This window comes from Providencia sp. PROV255, assembly GCF_028478065.1.
Lineage (GTDB): Bacteria > Pseudomonadota > Gammaproteobacteria > Enterobacterales > Enterobacteriaceae > Providencia > Providencia rettgeri.
Genome location: NZ_JAMPMI010000009.1, coordinates 134758 through 154956 on the forward strand (window position 1 = coordinate 134758; position 20199 = coordinate 154956).

Below are 20199 nucleotides of genomic sequence, written 5' to 3' on the forward strand. Positions count from 1 at the left end.
TTAATTCATTCACAAGAAAGCAACATTTAACTACTAACTTTACGCCTTAACACTTCATTACTGGTTAGTTTTCAGCTTAAGATACTATTAACCATCGTAAAATGCCGAAAAAACCATACTTTTTATAATGCATTTTAAAATTTAAAGCACCCTAATTAGTGCCTTTTTTCATCAGCTATCACAAATTATATTTTTTATCGCAATTTTATTTATATTACTAATTGATAAGGTAAATCATTGCGATTGGTTTTAATTTTTTTAAATATTTTAATTGGTTTTATTGTCCTTTTAGGCCAATTAAATTACCAAATGGATCTTCCAGTTGGCACATTCGATTGTTACTATCTATTAACATTGGCCCGCGGTACAGTTTTGCCCCTAGTTGAGTAAAATGCTCAAAAGCCAAATCAAAATTATCGACTTGCCAGTACAATACTGTCCCTTTTTTACCTTCACTGACTTTTTTATCCGCTTGCACCACTTCTATCGTGAAGTCTCCGACATGCAGTAAGGTGAAATCAAAATCAGGCAGATATTGTGCCTTTGCTTGTGGAAAAGCTTGCTGATACCAAGCCAAACCCGCTTGAACATCAGGTACATGAATTAAAATTGCAGTGGGTTTTAGCTCCATCATGCTCTCTTATTGATATGTATTATTTTGTTTTAGCTACACGAATGATTGAAAGTTAGTAGATGTAGATAAGGTGTAAACAATAGCCAAACCAGCATTTGCCTACACCATTAGCATCATCAAGTCAGATCATATTGCGTGTTTTTCTGATAAATAACGAAGAATGGCAGATGAACAGCCCTTGTAAATACACAAAAATTATTTATAGGTGCCCAACCGCGATCCCCCCAGCCCACTGCTCACCTCAAGCTGTAAGTAACTGAGCGAGCCCGGATTTAAAATAGGTAGTCGCTATATCCTTACATGCCAAGCTGAGCAACTGTTCATCCAGCTAGCTGAGGATGAGTAAAACCGTTAACAGAGATCCCAGCACTTGCTGGGGTCTTTTAACTTTTAAAAATCAGACCACTCTGCGTAGCTAATATCATCTTCGGTTAATTCAGTGAATCCGTCTTGACTTAGCATTTTATTAAAATAAAGGATCGTGTCTTCTAGTGCCTTCTCAATAGTATCTCCATACCCAATAGCACATTCGGGAGAACCATCAAATTTTCTTTTTATTGCCAAGTCAGTCATTCCAGTAAAATTTCCGGATTGACTTTCATAAATTTTCACTTTCATTTTTGAATAAGGCAAAATAGGGATCATTGTAATTGTGAATTCAGCAACTGTTTTCTCTATACGGCCCACATTTTTAATGTTTAAATCATGCCACATAACGTATTCCTCTCTATTATTGTTTTCCAAACGATATTATCTTTCCTTCGATTGTTTTATCTAAATATTTCCCGTTCTTATAATAACGAGTTACGTTGTCTGTAGCCCCTCTTATCTTAGAGGCTTTAGCGCCTTTTAAACTTCTTGAAAACTCTTCAGCTTTTCGTTGATATTGTTCAATATCACTTGCACCAACTTCTTTTCCATGCTTTTCATAATGTTTCTGTAACGATTCTTCAGGTGAATTAAAACTACCTTTATTAACTGCATCTATACGTTATTATTAATAAAGATTCGGTCATTTAAAATTAAACACGTATTACTTATAAAACAATTAATATTGATTTTAATAAATAACAGAACAGAGCCATGTGACTGATTGTTTATATTCAAAAAAACAAAAAAAGCCAATGTGTTTCCACATTGGCTTCAATTCGCTTTGGCGATAAGCAGCATACTAGAGATACTGTTTATCTGTGCGATTAAAGAAAATTATTTTTTCTTTTTCGCTTTTGCGTTTGGTAAATCAGTAATGCTACCTTCGTAAATTTCAGCAGCCATACCGATTGATTCGTACAGTGTTGGGTGAGCATGGATAGTCAATGCTAAATCTTCAGCATCACAGCCCATTTCAATTGCTAGGCCGATTTCACCCAGTAATTCACCACCGTTCACACCGACAACCGCACCACCGATAACACGGTTAGATTGCTTGTCGAAAATCAGTTTAGTCATACCTTCAGAGCAGTCAGATGCGATTGCACGGCCTGATGCTGCCCATGGGAAAGTCGCAACTTCATAGCTGATGTTTTGTTCTTTCGCTTCTTTCTCAGTTAAACCAACCCAAGCAACTTCTGGTTCAGTATAAGCGATAGATGGGATAACTTTCGGGTCAAAGTAATGTTTCAGACCAGAGATAACCTCTGCAGCAACGTGACCTTCGTGAACACCTTTGTGAGCCAACATTGGTTGACCAACGATATCACCGATAGCGAAAATGTGCGGAACGTTAGTACGCATTTGTTTATCGACATGGATAAAGCCACGATCGTCAACTTCAACGCCTGCTTTGCCTGCATCTAAGTTTTTACCGTTAGGAACACGGCCGATAGCCACTAATACAGCATCATAACGTTGTGGTTCTGCGGAAGCTTTTTTACCTTCCATAGAAACGTAGATACCGTCTTCTTTCGCTTCAACAGCTGTGACTTTAGTTTCTAACAGTAGGTTGAATTTTTTACTGATTTGTTTGGTGAATACTTTAACCACATCTTTGTCAGCCGCTGGGATGACTTGGTCAAACATTTCAACCACATCGATTTGAGAACCCAGTGCATGATACACAGTTCCCATTTCTAAACCGATGATACCTCCACCCATAACCAGTAGACGCTCAGGAACTTCTTTCAGTTCTAATGCATCGGTTGAATCCCAAATACGTGGGTCTTCATGTGGAATGAATGGTAATTGAATTGGACGGGAACCCGCAGCAATGATTGCGTTATCGAAATTGATAGTCGTGCTACCGTTTTCGCCTTCAACAACCAGTGTATTGGCACCAGTAAATTTACCTAAGCCGTTAACCACGTTAACTTTACGGCCTTTAGCCATACCAGCCAGACCACCCGTCAGCTGATTAATTACTTTTTCTTTCCATAAGCGAACTTTGGAAATGTCAGTTTTTGGCTCACCAAAAACGATACCGTGTTCTGCTAAAGCTTTTGCTTCTTCGATCACTTTTGCAACATGAAGTAAAGCTTTAGAAGGGATACAACCAACGTTTAAGCAAACACCACCAAGGGTTGAATAACGTTCTACTAAAACAGTTTCTAAACCTAAGTCAGCGCAACGGAAAGCCGCAGAATAGCCTGCAGGGCCTGCACCAAGCACAACGACTTGGGCTTTAATTTCAGTACTCATCATGACCTCTTTTTGTTTTGTCCAGCGGTACTGCTGAATAAACGATCTTCCACTGGAAAAGTACACACCGAGAGCAGTTTACAGAATTGTTAACACCCTGAAAAGGCTCATTTCGTGATGTAACTCCCAACCTTTCGTAGCAGCAGCAAAAAACTCTGCCTCAGCCTAAATAAAACAGACCGGCTCATTCGCCGGTCTTATTATTTACATCACTAAACGGCGAATATCGCTCATTAATTGCCCTACCAGGGTGATGAAGCGCGCTCCATCAGCCCCATCGATGACACGGTGGTCAAAGGACAGTGACATTGGCAGGATCAGGCGAGGAACGAACTCGCTACCATTCCAAACAGGTTTCATTGAAGAACGTGACAGACCCATAATAGCAACTTCAGGTGCGTTCACGATTGGTGCAAAACCGGTAGTTCCGATACCACCAAGGCTTGAAATCGTGAAGCAGCCACCTTGCATATCAGACGCAGTCAGTTTACCTGCACGCGCTTTCTTAGAAACTTCCATCAGTTCGCGAGATAACTCTAAAATACCTTTTTTGTTAACGTCTTTGAAGACAGGAACAACGAGGCCATTTGGAGTATCAACTGCAATACCGATGTTGATATATTTTTTCAGGAACAGACGTTGCGCATCTTCAGAAATGGAGCTATTGAAGCGTGGCATTTCTTCCAGAGCACGAGCAACCGCTTTCATGACAAAAACTAATGGAGTGATTTTCACATCCAGTTTTTTCTTCTCAGCTTCTTTGTTTTGTTGCTTACGGAACTCTTCAACTTCAGTGGTATCCACTTCTTCCATCAGCGTAACATGTGGGATCATTACCCAGTTACGGCTTAAGTTAGCGCCAGAAATCTTTTGGATACGACCCAGTTCAACCTCTTCGACTTCACCGAATTTGCTGTAATCCACTTTCGGCCATGGCAGCATACCTGGTAAACCGCCACCTGCAGCTGCTGGCGCTTCCGCACGTTTTACTGCATCTTTCACGTAAGCTTGAACGTCTTCACGCAGGATACGGCCCTTACGGCCTGTACCTTTCACTTTCGCTAAGTTAACACCAAATTCACGCGCTAAGCGGCGAATGACTGGAGTTGCATGGATGTATGCATCGTTTTCAACAAATTCAGTTTTGTTGTCAGTTGCTTTCGCTGGTGCAGCTTGTGCAGGAGCTGCCGCAGGAGCCGGAGCAGACGGTTGGGCAGCTGGAGCCGCTGCTGGTGCTGGTGCTGCACCTGCCACTTCAAAGGTCATGATCAGCGAGCCAGTTTTCACTTTATCGCCAGTCGCAATCTTGATTTCTTTAACTGTTCCCGCAAATGGTGCTGGGACTTCCATTGAAGCTTTGTCGCCTTCAACCGTAATGATTGATTGCTCAGCGGAAACAGTATCACCCACTTTGACCATCACTTCGGTAACTTCAACTTCATCGCCACCGATATCTGGAACGTTAACATCTTTAATTGCTGAAGCTGTTGGAGCCGCTGGTGCCGCTGCTTGTGCAACTGGAGCCGCAGCAGGTGCCGCGCCTGCAACTTCAAATACCATGATCAGCGAGCCAGTTTTCACTTTATCGCCAGTCGCAATTTTGATTTCTTTAACCGTTCCAGCAAATGGCGCAGGAACTTCCATTGAGGCTTTATCACCTTCAACAGTAATTAAAGATTGCTCAGCTTCGACTTTGTCACCGACTTTAACCATGATTTCAGTAACTTCAACTTCATCGCCACCGATATCTGGTACAGCGACATCTTTAGATGCTGCTGCGCTTGGTGCTGCCGCTGGAGCCGCTGGGGCTTCTGCAGGAGCAGGCGCTGCTGCACCCGCCTCCGCTTCGAATACCATGATTAATTTGCCTGTTGTCACTTTATCGCCAACAGCAATTTTAATTTCTTTTACCACACCCGCTTGTGGCGATGGGACTTCCATAGAAGCCTTATCACCTTCAACGGTAATAAGCGATTGCTCAGCTTCTACTTTGTCGCCAACTTTAACCATCACTTCGGTGACTTCAACTTCATCAGCACCGATATCAGGCACTTGGATTTCAATAGACATTGATTTTTACCTCTTATGCCAAACGTGGGTTAACTTTATCTGGGTTGATGTTGTATTTTTTAATCGCTTCTTCAACGACTTTTACATCAATCTCACCACGTTTAGCTAATTCACCTAACGCTGCAACGATCACATAGGATGTATCCACTTCAAAGTGGTGACGCAGGTTTTCACGACTGTCTGAACGACCGAAACCATCTGTACCCAGAACACGGTAATCACTTGCAGGAACATATGTACGAACTTGTTCTGCGAACAGTTTCATGTAGTCAGTTGATGCAACTGCTGGTGCATCATTCATCACTTGTGCAATGTATGGAACACGTGGTGCTTCAGATGGATGCAGCATGTTCCAACGCTCACAGTCTTGGCCATCACGAGCCAGTTCAGTGAAAGAAGTCACGCTATAGACATCAGAACCAATTCCATATTCTGCAGACAGAATGTCAGCGGCTTCACGCACGTGGCGCATCATAGAACCTGAACCTAACAGCTGAACTTTACCTTTGCTACCTTCAACAGAAGCCAGTTTATAGATACCTTTACGGATACCTTCTTCTGCACCTTCTGGCATTGCTGGCATGTGATAGTTTTCATTCAGCGTTGTGATGTAGTAGTAAACGTTTTCTTGTTTCTCACCGTACATACGCTCTAAACCGTTTTGCATGATCACCGCAACTTCGTAAGCGAAAGCTGGGTCATAAGAAATACAGTTAGGAATAGTCAGTGATTGAATATGGCTATGGCCATCTTCATGCTGTAGGCCTTCACCATTCAGTGTTGTACGGCCTGAAGTACCACCGATTAAGAAACCGCGTGCTTGTTGGTCACCCGCTGCCCACATCAAGTCACCAATGCGTTGGAAACCAAACATTGAGTAGTAGATATAGAATGGGATCATTGGCAGGTTGTTAGTGCTGTATGATGTCGCAGCCGCTAACCAAGAAGAACCCGCACCCAGCTCATTGATACCTTCTTGCAGGATTTGACCTTTCGAGTCTTCTTTATAGTAAGCAACTTGCTCACGGTCTTGCGGAGTATATTGCTGACCTTTAGGACTATAGATACCGATTTGACGGAACAGACCTTCCATACCAAATGTACGCGCTTCATCCGCGATAATTGGTACTAAACGCTCTTTGATCGATTGGTTTTTCAACATGACGTTCAGTGCACGAACGAACGCGATAGTTGTTGAAATTTCTTTAGATTGTTCTTCCAATAATTGGCTGAAATCTGCCAGTGCAGGGATATCTAGTTTTTCGTCAAAGGTTGAGCGACGAGCGGGTAAATAACCACCTAACGCTTGACGGCGCTCATGCAGATATTTGTACTCTTCGGAATCTTTTTCAAACGTAATGTATGGCAGTTTTTCAATTTGCTCATCAGCGACTGGTACATTGAATTGATCACGGAAATGACGAACGCCATCCATGTTCATTTTCTTCACTTGGTGAGCAATATTTTTACCTTCTGCTGTTTCACCCATACCATAACCTTTAATGGTTTGCGCTAAAATAACAGTTGGTTTGCCTTTAGTTTCTTGTGCTTTTTTGAATGCAGCATATACTTTCTTCGGATCGTGACCACCACGGTTCAGAGCCCAAATTTCATCATCAGTCATATCTTTAACTAATGCTGCAGTTTCTGGGTAACGATTAAAGAAATGCTCACGTACGTATGCACCGTCACGTGATTTAAAGGTTTGGTAGTCGCCATCTAAGGTTTCGTTCATTAATTGAACAAGTTTACCGCTCGTGTCTTTACGCAGTAATTCATCCCAACGGTCGCCCCACATAACTTTGATAACTTGCCAGCCAGCACCATTAAAGATACCTTCTAGTTCATTAACAATTTTACCGTTACCTGTAACTGGGCCATCTAAACGTTGCAGGTTACAGTTGATAACAAATACTAAGTTATCTAATTTATCGCGAGTGGCGATAGTAATTGCACCTTTAGACTCTGGCTCATCCATCTCACCATCACCAAGGAATGCATATACGCGCTGAGCTGATGTATCTTTCAGTCCACGATTATCAAGGTATTTCAGGAATTTAGCTTGATAGATAGCATTAATTGGACCCAGACCCATTGATACGGTCGGGAACTGCCAGAAGTCAGGCATTAATTTAGGGTGTGGATAAGAAGACAGACCATTTCCACCAATTTCTTGACGGAAGTTATTCATTTGCTCTTCAGTTAAACGGCCTTCCAAGAACGCACGTGCGTAAATTCCTGGAGAAATGTGGCCTTGGAAGAAGACTAAGTCCCCGCCGTCATTGTTATTGTGCGCGCGGAAGAAGTGGTTAAAGCACACTTCATACAACGTTGCTGATGACTGGAAAGAAGCCATGTGGCCACCCAGCTCTAAGTCTTTTTTGGAAGCGCGTAAAACAGTCATTACAGCGTTCCAACGAATTGCAGAGCGAATACGGCGCTCTAAATCCATGTTACCAGGGTATGCCGGCTCATCTTCAACAGCTATTGTGTTGATGTAATCAGAATGACCAGATGCACCAGCGGCAATATTAACACCGCCTTTACGTGCTTCGCTTAATACCTGTTCGATAATAAACTGAGCACGATCAACACCTTCTTCACGGATGACCGATTCAATCGCCTGTAGCCAGTCGCGAGTTTCAATCGGATCCACGTCATTTTTTAACATATCTGACATGGTGTATTCCTTATCTGTTATCTATTTTATATGTTTATGTGGAGCCTATCTTCCTGCTATTTTTCAGTTGCCGTAAAACAGCGGGAAGATAGGCCCTGATGTAGTTGCCGCTTTAACTCTCAATTAGAGTATTCACAATAATATAGACGCAGCAGTCAGGATCTATATTATTAATTCAAATCAGGATGTTGCTGTAACCGACGTAAAGAACGTTCTCTGCGAGTTTGCTCTCGGCTAATATCCAACAGTAAATCTTCGATAAAGGCTAAGTGACGATGAGAAGCTTCACGTGCCTTTTCGGGCTCTCTTGCCATTATAGCGGCAAAAATCTGTGCTCGATGTTCACTAACTGCTTTATACATTTCTTTACGGGTATATAAGAACTCAAAATTCTGACGAATATTTTGTTCTAACATCGGGATCATACAGCGCAATAGGTGCAGCAAAACGACATTATGAGCAGCTTCAGTTACAATTAATTGATATTGCAATACCGCATCTGACTCTGCTTCTAATCCACCATTTTCTTGTGCTGTCTTAATTAATTCATAGCTTTGGCGAATCCGCTCAAGATCCTCATCGGTACCACGAAGTGCCGCATAATACGCAGCAATACCTTCAAGGGCATGACGAGTTTCAAGAAGATCGAATTGAGATTCAGGATTGCCTTCAAGTAGCAGAGCTAGAGGGTCACTAAAGCTTTGCCACATTTTCTTTTGCACGAATGTTCCGCCACCTTGGCGGCGAGATAAAAGGCCTTTCGCCTCTAATGTTTGAATTGCTTCACGCACTGATGGTCGAGATACGTCAAACTGTTTTGCAAGTTCGCGCTCAGGAGGCAGCTTTTCGCCAGGGCGTAGTGTCCCTTCGAAAATAAGATGTTCGAGACGCTGCTCTATTACATCTGATAACTTTGGTTGGCGAATTTTACCGTAAGTCATAATCTGCCATATTTATGAGTGAGTAATTATTGATTACGTATTACCCAGTGTTAATTGGTAATACCAATTTATTTATGGGTTAATAAAGTAACAAAGTATTCACTATCTGTCCATAAAGACCTTGCGCTAAATCATAAAATCCTGCAAATCTTAACAATTTTTTTTAAAATTTAGCATGAATTGATAACTAAATATGCAATTTGACATGACATATTTTAACATTAAAACCGATTTATTATGCTAATAAATGAAAACTGAATCGTTAAACCAACCAATAGACTGAATTCAAATTCATTAATAATAATTAATTAACCATATTATTCTATTGGCCGTACTTTTTACTCATCAAAACCATAATGATGTTAATAAATCGTTAAATTCACAACCGATTTTAAACTTAACTTAAATTCGCTTGGTTAAATTACACTCAAACCGATTCCTTATCATCTTAGAATAAAGTTGATGTAGAAAATAAAATAGCGTTGTAATGTTTCAATTGATAGGTGGATAAAAGAAATGCACAATGGGTCAATTGACTAGGGGCTACAAAATATTTTGTTGTAACCCCATAAAGATTTAAATCAACACTTAGATACTGTTAATCAACGAATGATCTAGATTCCTAAAGCCTACTTAACGTAAATAGCCACTCAAGATGAAACTACATCAACAATACTATAACTTAGGATCTCAGCTGAGGCAGCTTCGTGTATTAACCAAATTACTTACTGATTTTTATCAATAAAACGCATAGACAAATCCATGGCTTTAATATGTTTGGTTAGCGCACCAACAGAAATAAAGTCAACCCCTGTTTCTGCGAACTCTTTTATCGTATCTAATGTGACATCGCCAGAAACTTCAAGTGCAGCTTTACCTGCCGTTAACACCACAGCTTCTTTCATCATGACTGGAGTAAAGTTATCTAACATGATGATATCCGCTTGCGCTTTTAAGGCTCGTAATAACTCATCTAAACTTTCAACTTCAATTTCTATAGGGACATCTGGATGCGCGCTACGCGCTAATTCAACAGCTCGTTCGACTGAACCAGCTGATATAATATGGTTTTCTTTTATTAAATAAGCATCGGATAAACCTAAGCGATGGTTAAACCCTCCCCCCATCAACACTGCATATTTTAAAGCCGTCCTTAAGCCCGGGATAGTTTTACGTGTATCAAGTAACTTCGCCCTTGTACCAGTGATTTGTTTTACATATTCAGCAGTTATACTTGAAACAGAAGAAAGCGTTTGAATGAAATTCAAAGAGGTGCGCTCACCTGTTAATAGAATTTGGGATGGGCCCTGCATCTCACAGAGAACTTGGTTAGGAGTAACAGTTTCACCGTCTTGAACTTTCCAATCAATTTTGACTTGCCCGCCAAGTTGAAGAAAAACCTCATCTAACCATTGCTTCCCACAAAAAACGCCATGTTCGCGGGTAATAATTCGAGCACTCGCTTGCGCATCTATATTTAACAGCTGGCCAGTGATATCTTTTTTATAATCAATAGACTGACCTAAATCTTCTTTCAAAGCCACACTGACCATAAAAGGAATATCAATTTGTAACCGCTCAAAAAGCATTTCACGTCTTTGCTGTTCATCATATCGCCGTATCGTCATTTTTAACTCCAAAATGTGCACTCGCTTTGTTTCATCTATGCTAATCTTTTCGTTTGCAGATAACGAGTGTTAACAAAAAAGAAAAGAGAATACTATGGATAACGATATGAAAATACACAATGGTTGGCTAAATAATGTGACTCATATCCCTTCTCCACATCATGATGAGCGCCCCACGAATACCATACCTTCTCTGTTAGTCATTCATAATATCAGCCTTCCACCTGGCCAATTTGGTGGCCCTTATATAAATCAATTATTTACAGGAACTTTAAACCCTGATGAACACCCATTTTTTAATGAAATCAAACATCTTCGCGTTTCAGCTCATTGCTTAATACGCCGTGACGGCACCATCATTCAATATGTCCCCTTTCATTTACGAGCTTGGCATGCAGGGCAGTCTTCCTACCAAGGCCAAGAAAAATGTAACGATTTTTCTATTGGTATTGAACTAGAAGGCACTGATTTCGAACCATTTACCGAAGTACAATATCAATCCCTTACTTATTTAACTAATTTACTTATAATTGAGTATCCACTAATTAAAAATAATATTACCGGCCACAGTAATATTGCCCCTGGTCGCAAAACAGCTCCTGGCCCATTTTTTGATTGGGTATATTATAAGAATAAATTAAATAATAATTGAGTTATTGCTCCGGGTAATATCTATCTTGATCTTACCCGTAATACAAAACAGGTACATTTATCTTCACTCAATTTATTAAAAAACTCCACCTTATATTTTATCTTTATTATTTATTGCGAAGCTGCTCGAAGAAAAATGCAATCTTACCTATTTTCCAATAAATATTTACAAAATGCTTCGCACTGCTTTTTTTAACCTCTAACTTTAACTAAAAAATCTAATTATGATAAAACCTCACTTAACAACGGAGGTTTTTATTTATGAATCAACAAGGATTTTCACTTATTGAAATTATGGTAGTAATTGCAATTATATCAATTCTAAGTGCTATTGCGATCCCTGGCTATCAAAGCTATATGCAAAAAGCAGCAATTACCGATGTACTCCAGACCGTTATTCCTTATAAGAACAGCATAGAAATATGCAGTTTTAATCGAGGGAGTTTATCGCATTGCAATGGAGGTAGTGATGATATTCCTACAAATATAACAGGGAAATACATTAATAAGATAGACGTTAAATCTGGAGTTATTACGTTCTCTACTGGTAAATCATTATCAGACTTAAAAGTCACATTAACACCAACCCTTCCAACCTTAGATAAACCCTTCAACTGGGCAGTTGTTTGCGAAAATAAAACTAATGCTAACTTAAAATCACTATGTGAAAAAACATTTATCTTTTAATTGGGAATATTTATGAATATATCTAATAATGACCAATTTATTTATAAAGAACTTAAGAGCTTATGTGATAAAAATTACATTATAATCATAGATTATAATCAAAAAAGATTATCTATCGCCGCTGCTAAAAAACCGGATGATAACTTAATAGCCACATTAAAATTTATTGCTAGCGTCCCTGTCTGTTATGATATTTGGCCAAAAGAAAAAATAGACCATTATTTTAATAACACAGTACATGAAATAAAAGAGGAGGAAACAAATTATCATCCTCAAGAAACCGAACTATTAAACACATCATCCCCTGCAATTAATTTTGTTGAGGAATTATTAAAAACAGCAGTTCATAAACGCTCATCTGATATACACCTTGAACCAACCAAACAAGGGTTAAAAATTAGATTACGTGTAGATGGGAAGCTATATTTTATTCCCTCTCCTCCTTATGAAATTAATAGCGAAATTATTGCTCGTATAAAAATACTAGCAAAAATGAATATAGCGGAAAAAAGGCTTCCACAAGATGGTCAAATGAGTTGGTATTTTGACGGGCAAAATTATAGTATTCGTCTTTCTAGCATTCCGACCATTCATGGTGAAAAGTTAGTCTTACGTATTTTGAATACGCAATTAAAATATTCTTTAGAGCACATAGGGATGTGCTCTTCCCTTCTTGAACGGTTAAAAGAATATTTAAATCGGCCACAAGGATTAATTTTAGTCACAGGGCCAACAGGAAGTGGTAAAACAGTAACACTTTATAGTTATCTAGAATATTTAAATCAATCCTCAAGAAATATAACAACCATTGAGGACCCTATTGAAATCCCCCTACAAGGGATCAACCAAACCCAAGTTAATGAAAAATACAAACTTAATTTTTCTTTTATTTTGAGGGCGCTTCTACGGCAAGACCCTGATGTCATTATGATTGGTGAAATCCGTGATGAAGAAACCGCTAAGATTGCGACCCGAGCGGCTCAAACTGGTCATCTAGTTTTGTCAACACTGCACACAAATTGTACAATTAGTGCTATAGAGCGAATGAATCAATTGGGGATAGAAAATAGTCAACTTAAATCTTGCTTAAAAATGGTTATTGCACAGAGGCTAGTACGAAAACTTTGTCCTCACTGCAAAGAAACAATACCTAAAAAAACTGAATTGCATAATAACCATATAATCAATGAATGGTCTTCAAAAGGCTGTGAGCTTTGTTTTTCTGGTTTTATGGGAAGAATTGCAATTTATGAATATATAGATCAAAGCAATATCTATGAAATCTTTAAAAATAATACATTAGAAAATCCAAATAATTTTGTTAGCCTTTTTGATGCAGGTATAGAATGCGTTGAAATGGGTGAAACCACACTTCAAGAAATCTATTCTATTATCGGAAATGGAGTAAATTAACATGTTTATTTATTCATATATTGCCATTGATTTTAAAAACCAATTAAAACACAGTACACTAATAGCAAAAAGTAAAAAACATGCTTTTATTAACATAACTGAAAGAAATTTAATTCCTATACAAATAAAATTAAAAACACTATTTACATTAGATAAAAAAAACATTAATTATCGAATTCATTTTTTTCATCAATTATCTTTATTATCATCATCAGGTATTAACCTCATACAATGTTTAAAAATATTGCATACCAACTGTCCCTTTCCATTTTGGACTGATATTATCGAAAATTCAATAATCCATATTGAAAAAGGAGAGAAATTTTCACAATATTTAAAAAAACATCCCACCATTTTTAATGACACAGTAATCAGTATTATTACCGTTGCCGAGAAAACAGGGCAGTACGAGGAAAGCTTTAGTACAATCAATTCAATTTTAGAGCATAACAATAAAGTATCTTTACTCATCAGTAAATCGACACGATACCCAATAATTCTATCATCTTTTTCTATAGTTTTATTAGCCATTATGATGATCTATGTTGTTCCTCAATTTGAAAGTATCTATCAAAATGTTAGACACGAACTACCACTCATTACAAAAACTATAACTTTCATATCAAGTTTCCTAAGGGAATATTTACCCTACTTACTTAGTCTTATTCTATTTTTATTACCTTTCATATTTAAATTTAAGGAAAAGGCACTGAACTTAATAAAAAAAACAATAATGCATTTACCCATATTAAAAAAATCATTACAACTTCATAATTTAAGTTTATATTTTTTAACGATGCATTCAACTATTAATGTAGGGTTATCATTATCTGAATGTTTAAAGTGTACTATTCAAACCATTAATAATAATCAATATAAAAAAGACTGCAAACACGTACATATGTCGGTACATAAAGGAGAATTACTCTCCTATGCTATGAGGCAAACTAAGTTTTTTCCTGATTTAGCTGTACAGCTAATGTCTATTGCTGAAGAATCTGGGAAAATACACTATTTTTCCAATTATTTATTCAAATATTATTCAGAGCAATATATTTTCATTACCGAAAAAAACCTAAAAAATCTTGAACCTATTTTACTCGTTTTAATTGCTATACTCGTGGGTATCGTCATGCTAGCAATGTATCTACCTATATTTAATTTAGGTAATGTTATAACTGAGTTATAAATAATTTCAGATAGATATAGATATTATGTTTCCCCTTTAATATATAATATATCGATTTATTTTTTAATCTATTCACAGTAATATTACTTTGGATGAAGACAAATGATTTATTTCAGTGTAATCTGTTTTTTTTCAACGAGTAAATGAATAATCATATGCCTTATATAGTTGCTTTAACAGGTGGTATTGGAAGTGGTAAAACAACTGTTGCAAACGAGTTTGCAAAACTTGGAGTTCCCCTAGTTGATGCGGATGTGATTGCACGACAAGTTGTTGAGCCTAACAGCCCAGCTCTAAAAAGCATTACTCGCCACTTCGGTAAGGATGTCATTCTTCCTAACGGAGCTCTAAATAGGCAGCGCTTAAGAGAAATTATTTTTTCCAAACCTGATGAAAAAAAATGGCTGAATGCTCTACTTCATCCATTGATCCAACAAGAAACACAAAAACAATTTCAACAAATAAATTACCCTTATCTATTATGGGTAGTCCCTTTATTGATTGAAAATAATATTCATCATTTGGCAGATAGGGTATTAGTTGTTGATGTTACTGTTGAAGAGCAAATTCAACGTACTCTAAAAAGAGATAAGACCAGTTTAGAACAAGTTACTAATATACTTAATGCACAAGTTAGCCGTGAAAAACGACTTGATTATGCCAATGATATAATAACAAACCATTCTCATGATAGGGATCTCTCAACCAAGGTAGCCGCGTTACATAACCAGTACTTAACACTAGCAAAAATAAAAAAATAGGAATTAAAATGGGCGAGTTAATTGCAACAAATTTTATTACTTATGAATACCCAATGAATGAAAAAATTCGTTCGTGGTTGCGCCTTGAAACACTTTTATCTCAAATTTATGAGCTAAGTAATATTACTTCCTACTCTACTGGTATTGCCTTTTTTCGTTCTGTTTCAGAATTAATTGAAATTCTTGATAGAGGCGAAGTACGTTCTGAGCTCATGAAAGAGCTCGAAAAACAACGAATTCAGCTAGCTAGTTGGGCTGAAGCCCCTAATGCCGATAACCAATTAATTTCTACATTACTTGAACAATTATCTGATACAACCGCCAAATTGATGTCAGCCTCACGTTTTGGCCACCATTTACGAACAGATAAAATTATCAGTATGGTACGCCAACGACTAAGCATCCCAGGAGGCTGCTGTAGCTTTGATCTCCCCACTTTACAGCTTTGGTTAAATATCCCGCAAATTGAAAGAAATAAAACCATCAATGGATGGCTGCAAAGCCTTGACCCACTTAATAATGCATTAAAACTAGTCCTTACATTAATTCGTCAAAGTGGTAATTTCGAAACAAAAGAATCTCATAATGGTTTTTATCAAGATAATGTCGAGGGTAAAGAGTTACTACGTATCAAATTATCAATTGAGCACCTTATTTACCCACAAATTTCAGGCCATAAAACAAGATTTGCATTGCGCTTTCTACATATCGACAGTGAGAATGGTATACTTCCAGATGTAATTAGTTTTGAGTTATCCTGTTGCTAGCTAGAGATATATATTTATGAGCGAAATCATTGAAGTAAACTGCCCAACATGCAAAAAGATAGTTGTTTGGAATGAAAATAGCCCTTTCCGGCCATTTTGCAGTAAGCGTTGTCAACTTATTGACCTTGGTGAGTGGGCTAGTGAGGAAAAAAGAATTGCGAGTCAAGGGGATATCTCTGACAGCGATGACTGGAGTGAACAGCCAGATAAATAAGACGTTAAGTCGCGACACAGTAAATTAAGTGGAAAATATATCATTGTGTATTTTCCACTTAATATCAATATCAGTTATTAAGCTGATTCACTTCTCTGCGTTAATAAATCGACAATAATACGGTTTGCCGGTGGGAACTCATCAGCAATAAGGTCATGTTGACAAACCCAACGCGAATCTTGCCCTTCTTTACCGTACGGTTCATTTTCCCACGCAGTAACGATAAAAAAATAAAGCGTAATGAAACGGTCATCAAACTCATGATCAACGCGATGAAATAACTCGCTCTTAGTCACTACAATTCCGACTTCTTCTTCAAGCTCACGAATTAATGCCGCTTCAGGTGATTCATTAATCTCAAGTTTTCCACCTGGAAATTCCCAAAAGCCAGCCATATGCGTGCCTTCAGGCCGTTTAGTAATAAAAATTTGTTGCTGGGAATTACGAATAATTCCAGCCGCGATATGCAAATGTTTTTTTTCCATAATTTTTTCGTCAAAAAGGCGGGTTACCCCGCCTTTTTTATATTAATGAGTTAATAATAAATTAATTTAAGCGACCGTGACATTGCTTATATTTTTTACCTGAGCCGCAAGGACAAGGATCATTACGACCAATTTTGTGACCTTGAGTTGCTATTTTAGCCTCGGTTTCAGTCATTAAAGATTCAGCACCCGCTTCATGGCTTAATTGTTGCCTTTTCGCTAAACGCTCAGCTTCTTCACGACGCTGTTGCTCTAATGCTTCAACCTCTTCAGGTAAACGAACTTGTACCTTAGATAAGGTGCTAATCACTTCATATTTCAATGCTTCAAGCATGTTAGCAAACATACTGAAAGATTCGCGCTTGTACTCTTGTTTAGGATCTTTTTGCGCATAGCCACGCAAATGAATGCCTTGGCGTAAGTAATCCATTGACGCTAAGTGCTCTTTCCATAATGTGTCTAATGTTTGCAACATGACACCTTTTTCGAAATTACGCATCGCTTCTGCGCCAACAATTTCTTCTTTACGATCATAAACTTCAATCGCTTTTGCCATAATACGTTCACGTAATGTTTCTTCGTGTAACTCTGGCTCTTTATCTAACCACTCTTTGATTGGTAAGTCGAGGTCAAAATCATTGACTAAACGTTGGTGTAACCCTTCGATATCCCACATTTCTTCAAGTGATTGAGGTGGAATATAGGCATCCATCGTAGTGGTTAATACGTCTTGGCGGATGCTATCAACCGTTTCTTTAATGTCGCCGCCATCCAGTAATTCATTACGTTGAGTATAAATTGCACGACGTTGGTCACTTGCAACATCATCATATTCAAGTAGTTGTTTACGGATATCAAAGTTACGGCTTTCAACTTTACGTTGTGCATTAGCAATAGCTTTGGTCACCCATGGGTGCTCAATAGCTTCACCTGGCTTCATACCTAACTTTTTCATCATTCCTGTAACGCGGTCTGAGGCAAAAATACGCATCAGCGCATCTTCCATTGATAGGTAAAAACGAGATGAACCCGCATCCCCTTGACGCCCTGCACGACCACGTAACTGGTTATCGATACGACGTGACTCATGACGCTCAGTACCAATAATATGTAAACCACCTGAGGCTAAAACAGCATCATGGCGAACTTTCCAGTTTGCTTTGATTTCGTCAATTTGCTCTTGAGTTGGTTCTTCTAATGCAGCAACTTCAGTTTGCCAGCTGCCGCCTAACATAATGTCAGTACCACGACCGGCCATGTTAGTTGCGATCGTTACTGCACCTGCTTGACCTGCATTTGCGATGATATCCGCTTCCATTGCATGGAATTTTGCATTCAGTACGTTGTGAGCAATTTTAGCTTTTTTCAATGCATTAGAAATTAATTCAGATTTTTCGATAGAAATCGTACCAACAAGAACAGGTTGCCCATTGGCGGTTCTCTCACGAATATCTTCAATAATTGCCGCAAACTTATCCGCTTCGTTCATATAAACGAGGTCAGGTAAATCTTTACGAACCATTGGACGGTTAGTTGGGATAACAATTGTATCAAGTTTATAAATTGAGCTAAACTCAAATGCTTCGGTATCCGCAGTCCCCGTCATACCTGCAAGTTTTTCATATAAACGGAAATAGTTCTGGAAAGTAATTGAAGCCAAGGTTTGGTTTTCATTTTGAATTTCAACCCCTTCTTTTGCTTCAACCGCTTGGTGTAAGCCATCAGACCAACGGCGCCCTTCCATTGTACGGCCCGTATGTTCGTCAACAATGACAATTTGGCCGTCTTTTACAATATAATCAACGTCTAAGGTAAACAATGCGTGAGCACGTAAGCCTGCCATTACATGGTGCATTAACATGATGTTAGAAGGTGAATATAAAGATTCTCCTTCATCCATTAAGCCTTCTTTTGCTAGAAGTTCTTCGATTAATACTAGCCCACGTTCTGTTATGGTTACTTGACGCGATTTTTCATCAACCGAAAAATGGCCTTCCCCTTGGAAAGTATCTGAATCTTCTTTCTCTTGACGTTGCAAATATGGAATAAGTTTATCTACTTTTTGGTACAGTTCAGAGCTGTCTTCCGCAGGACCTGAGATAATCAGCGGTGTACGTGCTTCATCGATAAGAATTGAGTCGACCTCATCCACCAAAGCATAATGCAATTTACGCTGAACACGCTCTTCAGGGCTAAATGCCATGTTGTCACGTAAGTAGTCAAAACCAAATTCATTGTTAGTACCATAAGTAATATCTGCCGCATACGCTTCACGTTTTGCAGGTGGAGCCATACCTGGCAGGTTGATACCCACAGTTAAACCTAAGAATTCAAATAATGGACGGTTATTTTCAGCATCACGCTTGGCTAAGTAGTCATTCACCGTAACTACGTGAACCCCTTTGCCACTTAATGCGTTGATATAAGCTGGTAGTGTTGCCGTTAATGTTTTACCTTCCCCCGTACGCATTTCTGCGATACAGCGTTCATTCAGTACCATTCCACCGATAAGCTGTACATCAAAGTGACGCATACCAAATACACGTTTACTTGCTTCGCGAACAGTTGCAAATGCCTCAGGGATGATGCTTTCTAAACTTTCGCCCTTCGTTAAACGCTCACGAAACTCTACCGTTTTTGCTTTTAATTCATCATCAGATAACTTTTCGAAATCGGGTTCAAGACGATTAATTTTTTCAACTTCTTTACGTAAACGGCGCAAGGTACGGTCATTACGACTACCAAAAACTTTGGTCAAAATCTTTGTTAACATATTTTAATCTCTAATAATCAATTAATTGTTTTAAATTTTATGGCGCAAGACAGCACAGCACTAAGCTGGCTTGCTATGGGTAAAGATTAAGCTGTTAACGGGCCGGCACGAATGCCGTGGACTTGAGCAATCCAAATTGCAGGTTGGTAGGCAATAATATGGGGATAGTTATAATGACTAAATTGGATAACACTTTCATCCCACTGAAGTGAACGCTGTGCTAACATGGCATACAGCGTATCTAGCATCAACTGTGGGACAATAAGCTTTTCAGTCTCTTCTGCTGCCGTGTTTACATCATCGTCTTCCGTTGCCGAAAAAGCAAAAGTAAGCTGCCGAATGACATTCCTTACCGCATGTTGCTGCCAGTAATTAACTGAATAGGATGACGATGATGATGAAGAGCGCTGAGAATTCTGTTGAGAAAATAAATTGTCAAAGGCATTAACAGCTTGGCTCTGGCGATTAACGGGGGAAGAGTTAACCTGTGTGTGTTGAGATTCTGATAACGCATTTAAAATTGTAGGCAAGCCGACACCTGTGGCAACCACACCTAATAGTAGGTGGGACCAAAAGTATTTTCTTCCGAGTTGTCGCCAAAAATTTAAAATGCCCATCAAACTCTTATATAATGAATAAGTGACAAAATTATTATTTGTAATTCGTTGTTTC

The 20199-nt window shown here is 38.6% G+C and carries 17 protein-coding genes; 7 read left to right on the forward strand and 10 right to left on the reverse strand.

The window, feature by feature from the left end:
• Positions 1-277: 277 nt before the first annotated feature.
• The 7 genes from PR725_RS09920 to nadC all read right to left on the reverse strand — a co-directional run bounded on the left by PR725_RS09920 (position 278) and on the right by nadC (position 10587).
• Positions 278-634, reverse strand: a complete 357-nt coding sequence (locus tag PR725_RS09920) for a VOC family protein (RefSeq protein WP_226537878.1) — start codon at positions 632-634, stop codon at positions 278-280.
• A gap of 390 nt (positions 635-1024) precedes the next feature.
• Positions 1025-1348, reverse strand: a complete 324-nt coding sequence (locus PR725_RS09925; RefSeq protein WP_042851637.1) for a hypothetical protein — start codon at positions 1346-1348, stop codon at positions 1025-1027.
• A 492-nt stretch (positions 1349-1840) separates the two neighbouring features.
• Positions 1841-3268: a dihydrolipoyl dehydrogenase gene (lpdA, locus tag PR725_RS09930; RefSeq protein ID WP_004913111.1), complete on the reverse strand. Its 1428-nt coding sequence runs from the start codon at positions 3266-3268 to the stop codon at positions 1841-1843.
• Positions 3269-3472: 204 nt separating this feature from the next.
• Positions 3473-5338 carry a pyruvate dehydrogenase complex dihydrolipoyllysine-residue acetyltransferase gene (aceF, locus tag PR725_RS09935; RefSeq protein ID WP_123382315.1) on the reverse strand — a complete coding sequence of 622 codons (1866 nt, stop codon included), beginning with the start codon at positions 5336-5338 and terminating at the stop codon, positions 3473-3475.
• A gap of 13 nt (positions 5339-5351) precedes the next feature.
• Positions 5352-8018 carry a pyruvate dehydrogenase (acetyl-transferring), homodimeric type gene (gene aceE, locus PR725_RS09940; RefSeq protein WP_004913119.1) on the reverse strand — a complete coding sequence of 889 codons (2667 nt, stop codon included), beginning with the start codon at positions 8016-8018 and terminating at the stop codon, positions 5352-5354.
• 170 nt (positions 8019-8188) lie between these two features.
• On the reverse strand, positions 8189-8959 hold the full coding sequence (pdhR, locus tag PR725_RS09945; RefSeq protein ID WP_211889127.1) for a pyruvate dehydrogenase complex transcriptional repressor PdhR: 771 nt from the start codon (positions 8957-8959) through the stop codon (positions 8189-8191).
• Positions 8960-9684: 725 nt separating this feature from the next.
• Entirely contained in the window at positions 9685-10587 is a 903-nt protein-coding gene (nadC, locus tag PR725_RS09950; protein ID WP_109912933.1) for a carboxylating nicotinate-nucleotide diphosphorylase, read from the reverse strand.
• A gap of 106 nt (positions 10588-10693) precedes the next feature.
• On the opposite strand from nadC, the gene ampD reads away from it, so the two are divergent.
• The 7 genes from ampD (at position 10694) to yacG (ending at position 16269) form a co-directional block, all read left to right on the forward strand.
• Positions 10694-11239 (forward strand): 1,6-anhydro-N-acetylmuramyl-L-alanine amidase AmpD, encoded by a 546-nt coding sequence (gene ampD / locus PR725_RS09955; protein WP_272568801.1) that lies wholly within the window; start codon positions 10694-10696, stop codon positions 11237-11239.
• A 260-nt stretch (positions 11240-11499) separates the two neighbouring features.
• Positions 11500-11925 carry a prepilin peptidase-dependent pilin gene (ppdD, locus tag PR725_RS09960; RefSeq protein WP_109912934.1) on the forward strand — a complete coding sequence of 142 codons (426 nt, stop codon included), beginning with the start codon at positions 11500-11502 and terminating at the stop codon, positions 11923-11925.
• A gap of 12 nt (positions 11926-11937) precedes the next feature.
• Positions 11938-13338 carry an ATPase, T2SS/T4P/T4SS family gene (locus tag PR725_RS09965; protein ID WP_109912935.1) on the forward strand — a complete coding sequence of 467 codons (1401 nt, stop codon included), beginning with the start codon at positions 11938-11940 and terminating at the stop codon, positions 13336-13338.
• 1 nt (position 13339) lies between these two features.
• A complete protein-coding gene (locus PR725_RS09970) occupies positions 13340-14527 on the forward strand; it encodes a type II secretion system F family protein (RefSeq protein WP_110732101.1) in 1188 nt (395 codons plus the stop codon).
• A 155-nt stretch (positions 14528-14682) separates the two neighbouring features.
• The gene (gene coaE, locus PR725_RS09975; protein ID WP_004913145.1) at positions 14683-15288 is read left to right on the forward strand and encodes a dephospho-CoA kinase; all 606 of its coding nucleotides are present in this window, start codon (positions 14683-14685) and stop codon (positions 15286-15288) included.
• Positions 15289-15296: 8 nt separating this feature from the next.
• Entirely contained in the window at positions 15297-16055 is a 759-nt protein-coding gene (gene zapD, locus PR725_RS09980) for a cell division protein ZapD (RefSeq protein WP_109912936.1), read from the forward strand.
• A 16-nt stretch (positions 16056-16071) separates the two neighbouring features.
• The gene (gene yacG / locus PR725_RS09985) at positions 16072-16269 is read left to right on the forward strand and encodes a DNA gyrase inhibitor YacG (protein WP_004262008.1); all 198 of its coding nucleotides are present in this window, start codon (positions 16072-16074) and stop codon (positions 16267-16269) included.
• Between the two features lie 77 nt (positions 16270-16346).
• On the opposite strand, the gene mutT is transcribed toward yacG, so the two are convergent.
• The 3 genes from mutT to secM form a co-directional block, all read right to left on the reverse strand.
• Positions 16347-16754 carry an 8-oxo-dGTP diphosphatase MutT gene (gene mutT, locus PR725_RS09990; protein WP_109912937.1) on the reverse strand — a complete coding sequence of 136 codons (408 nt, stop codon included), beginning with the start codon at positions 16752-16754 and terminating at the stop codon, positions 16347-16349.
• A gap of 61 nt (positions 16755-16815) precedes the next feature.
• Complete coding sequence (gene secA / locus PR725_RS09995; RefSeq protein ID WP_109912938.1) at positions 16816-19527, reverse strand: preprotein translocase subunit SecA; 2712 nt, start codon at positions 19525-19527, stop codon at positions 16816-16818.
• A gap of 86 nt (positions 19528-19613) precedes the next feature.
• Positions 19614-20144 carry a secA translation cis-regulator SecM gene (gene secM, locus PR725_RS10000; RefSeq protein WP_004913160.1) on the reverse strand — a complete coding sequence of 177 codons (531 nt, stop codon included), beginning with the start codon at positions 20142-20144 and terminating at the stop codon, positions 19614-19616.
• Between the last annotated feature and the right edge of the window lie 55 nt (positions 20145-20199).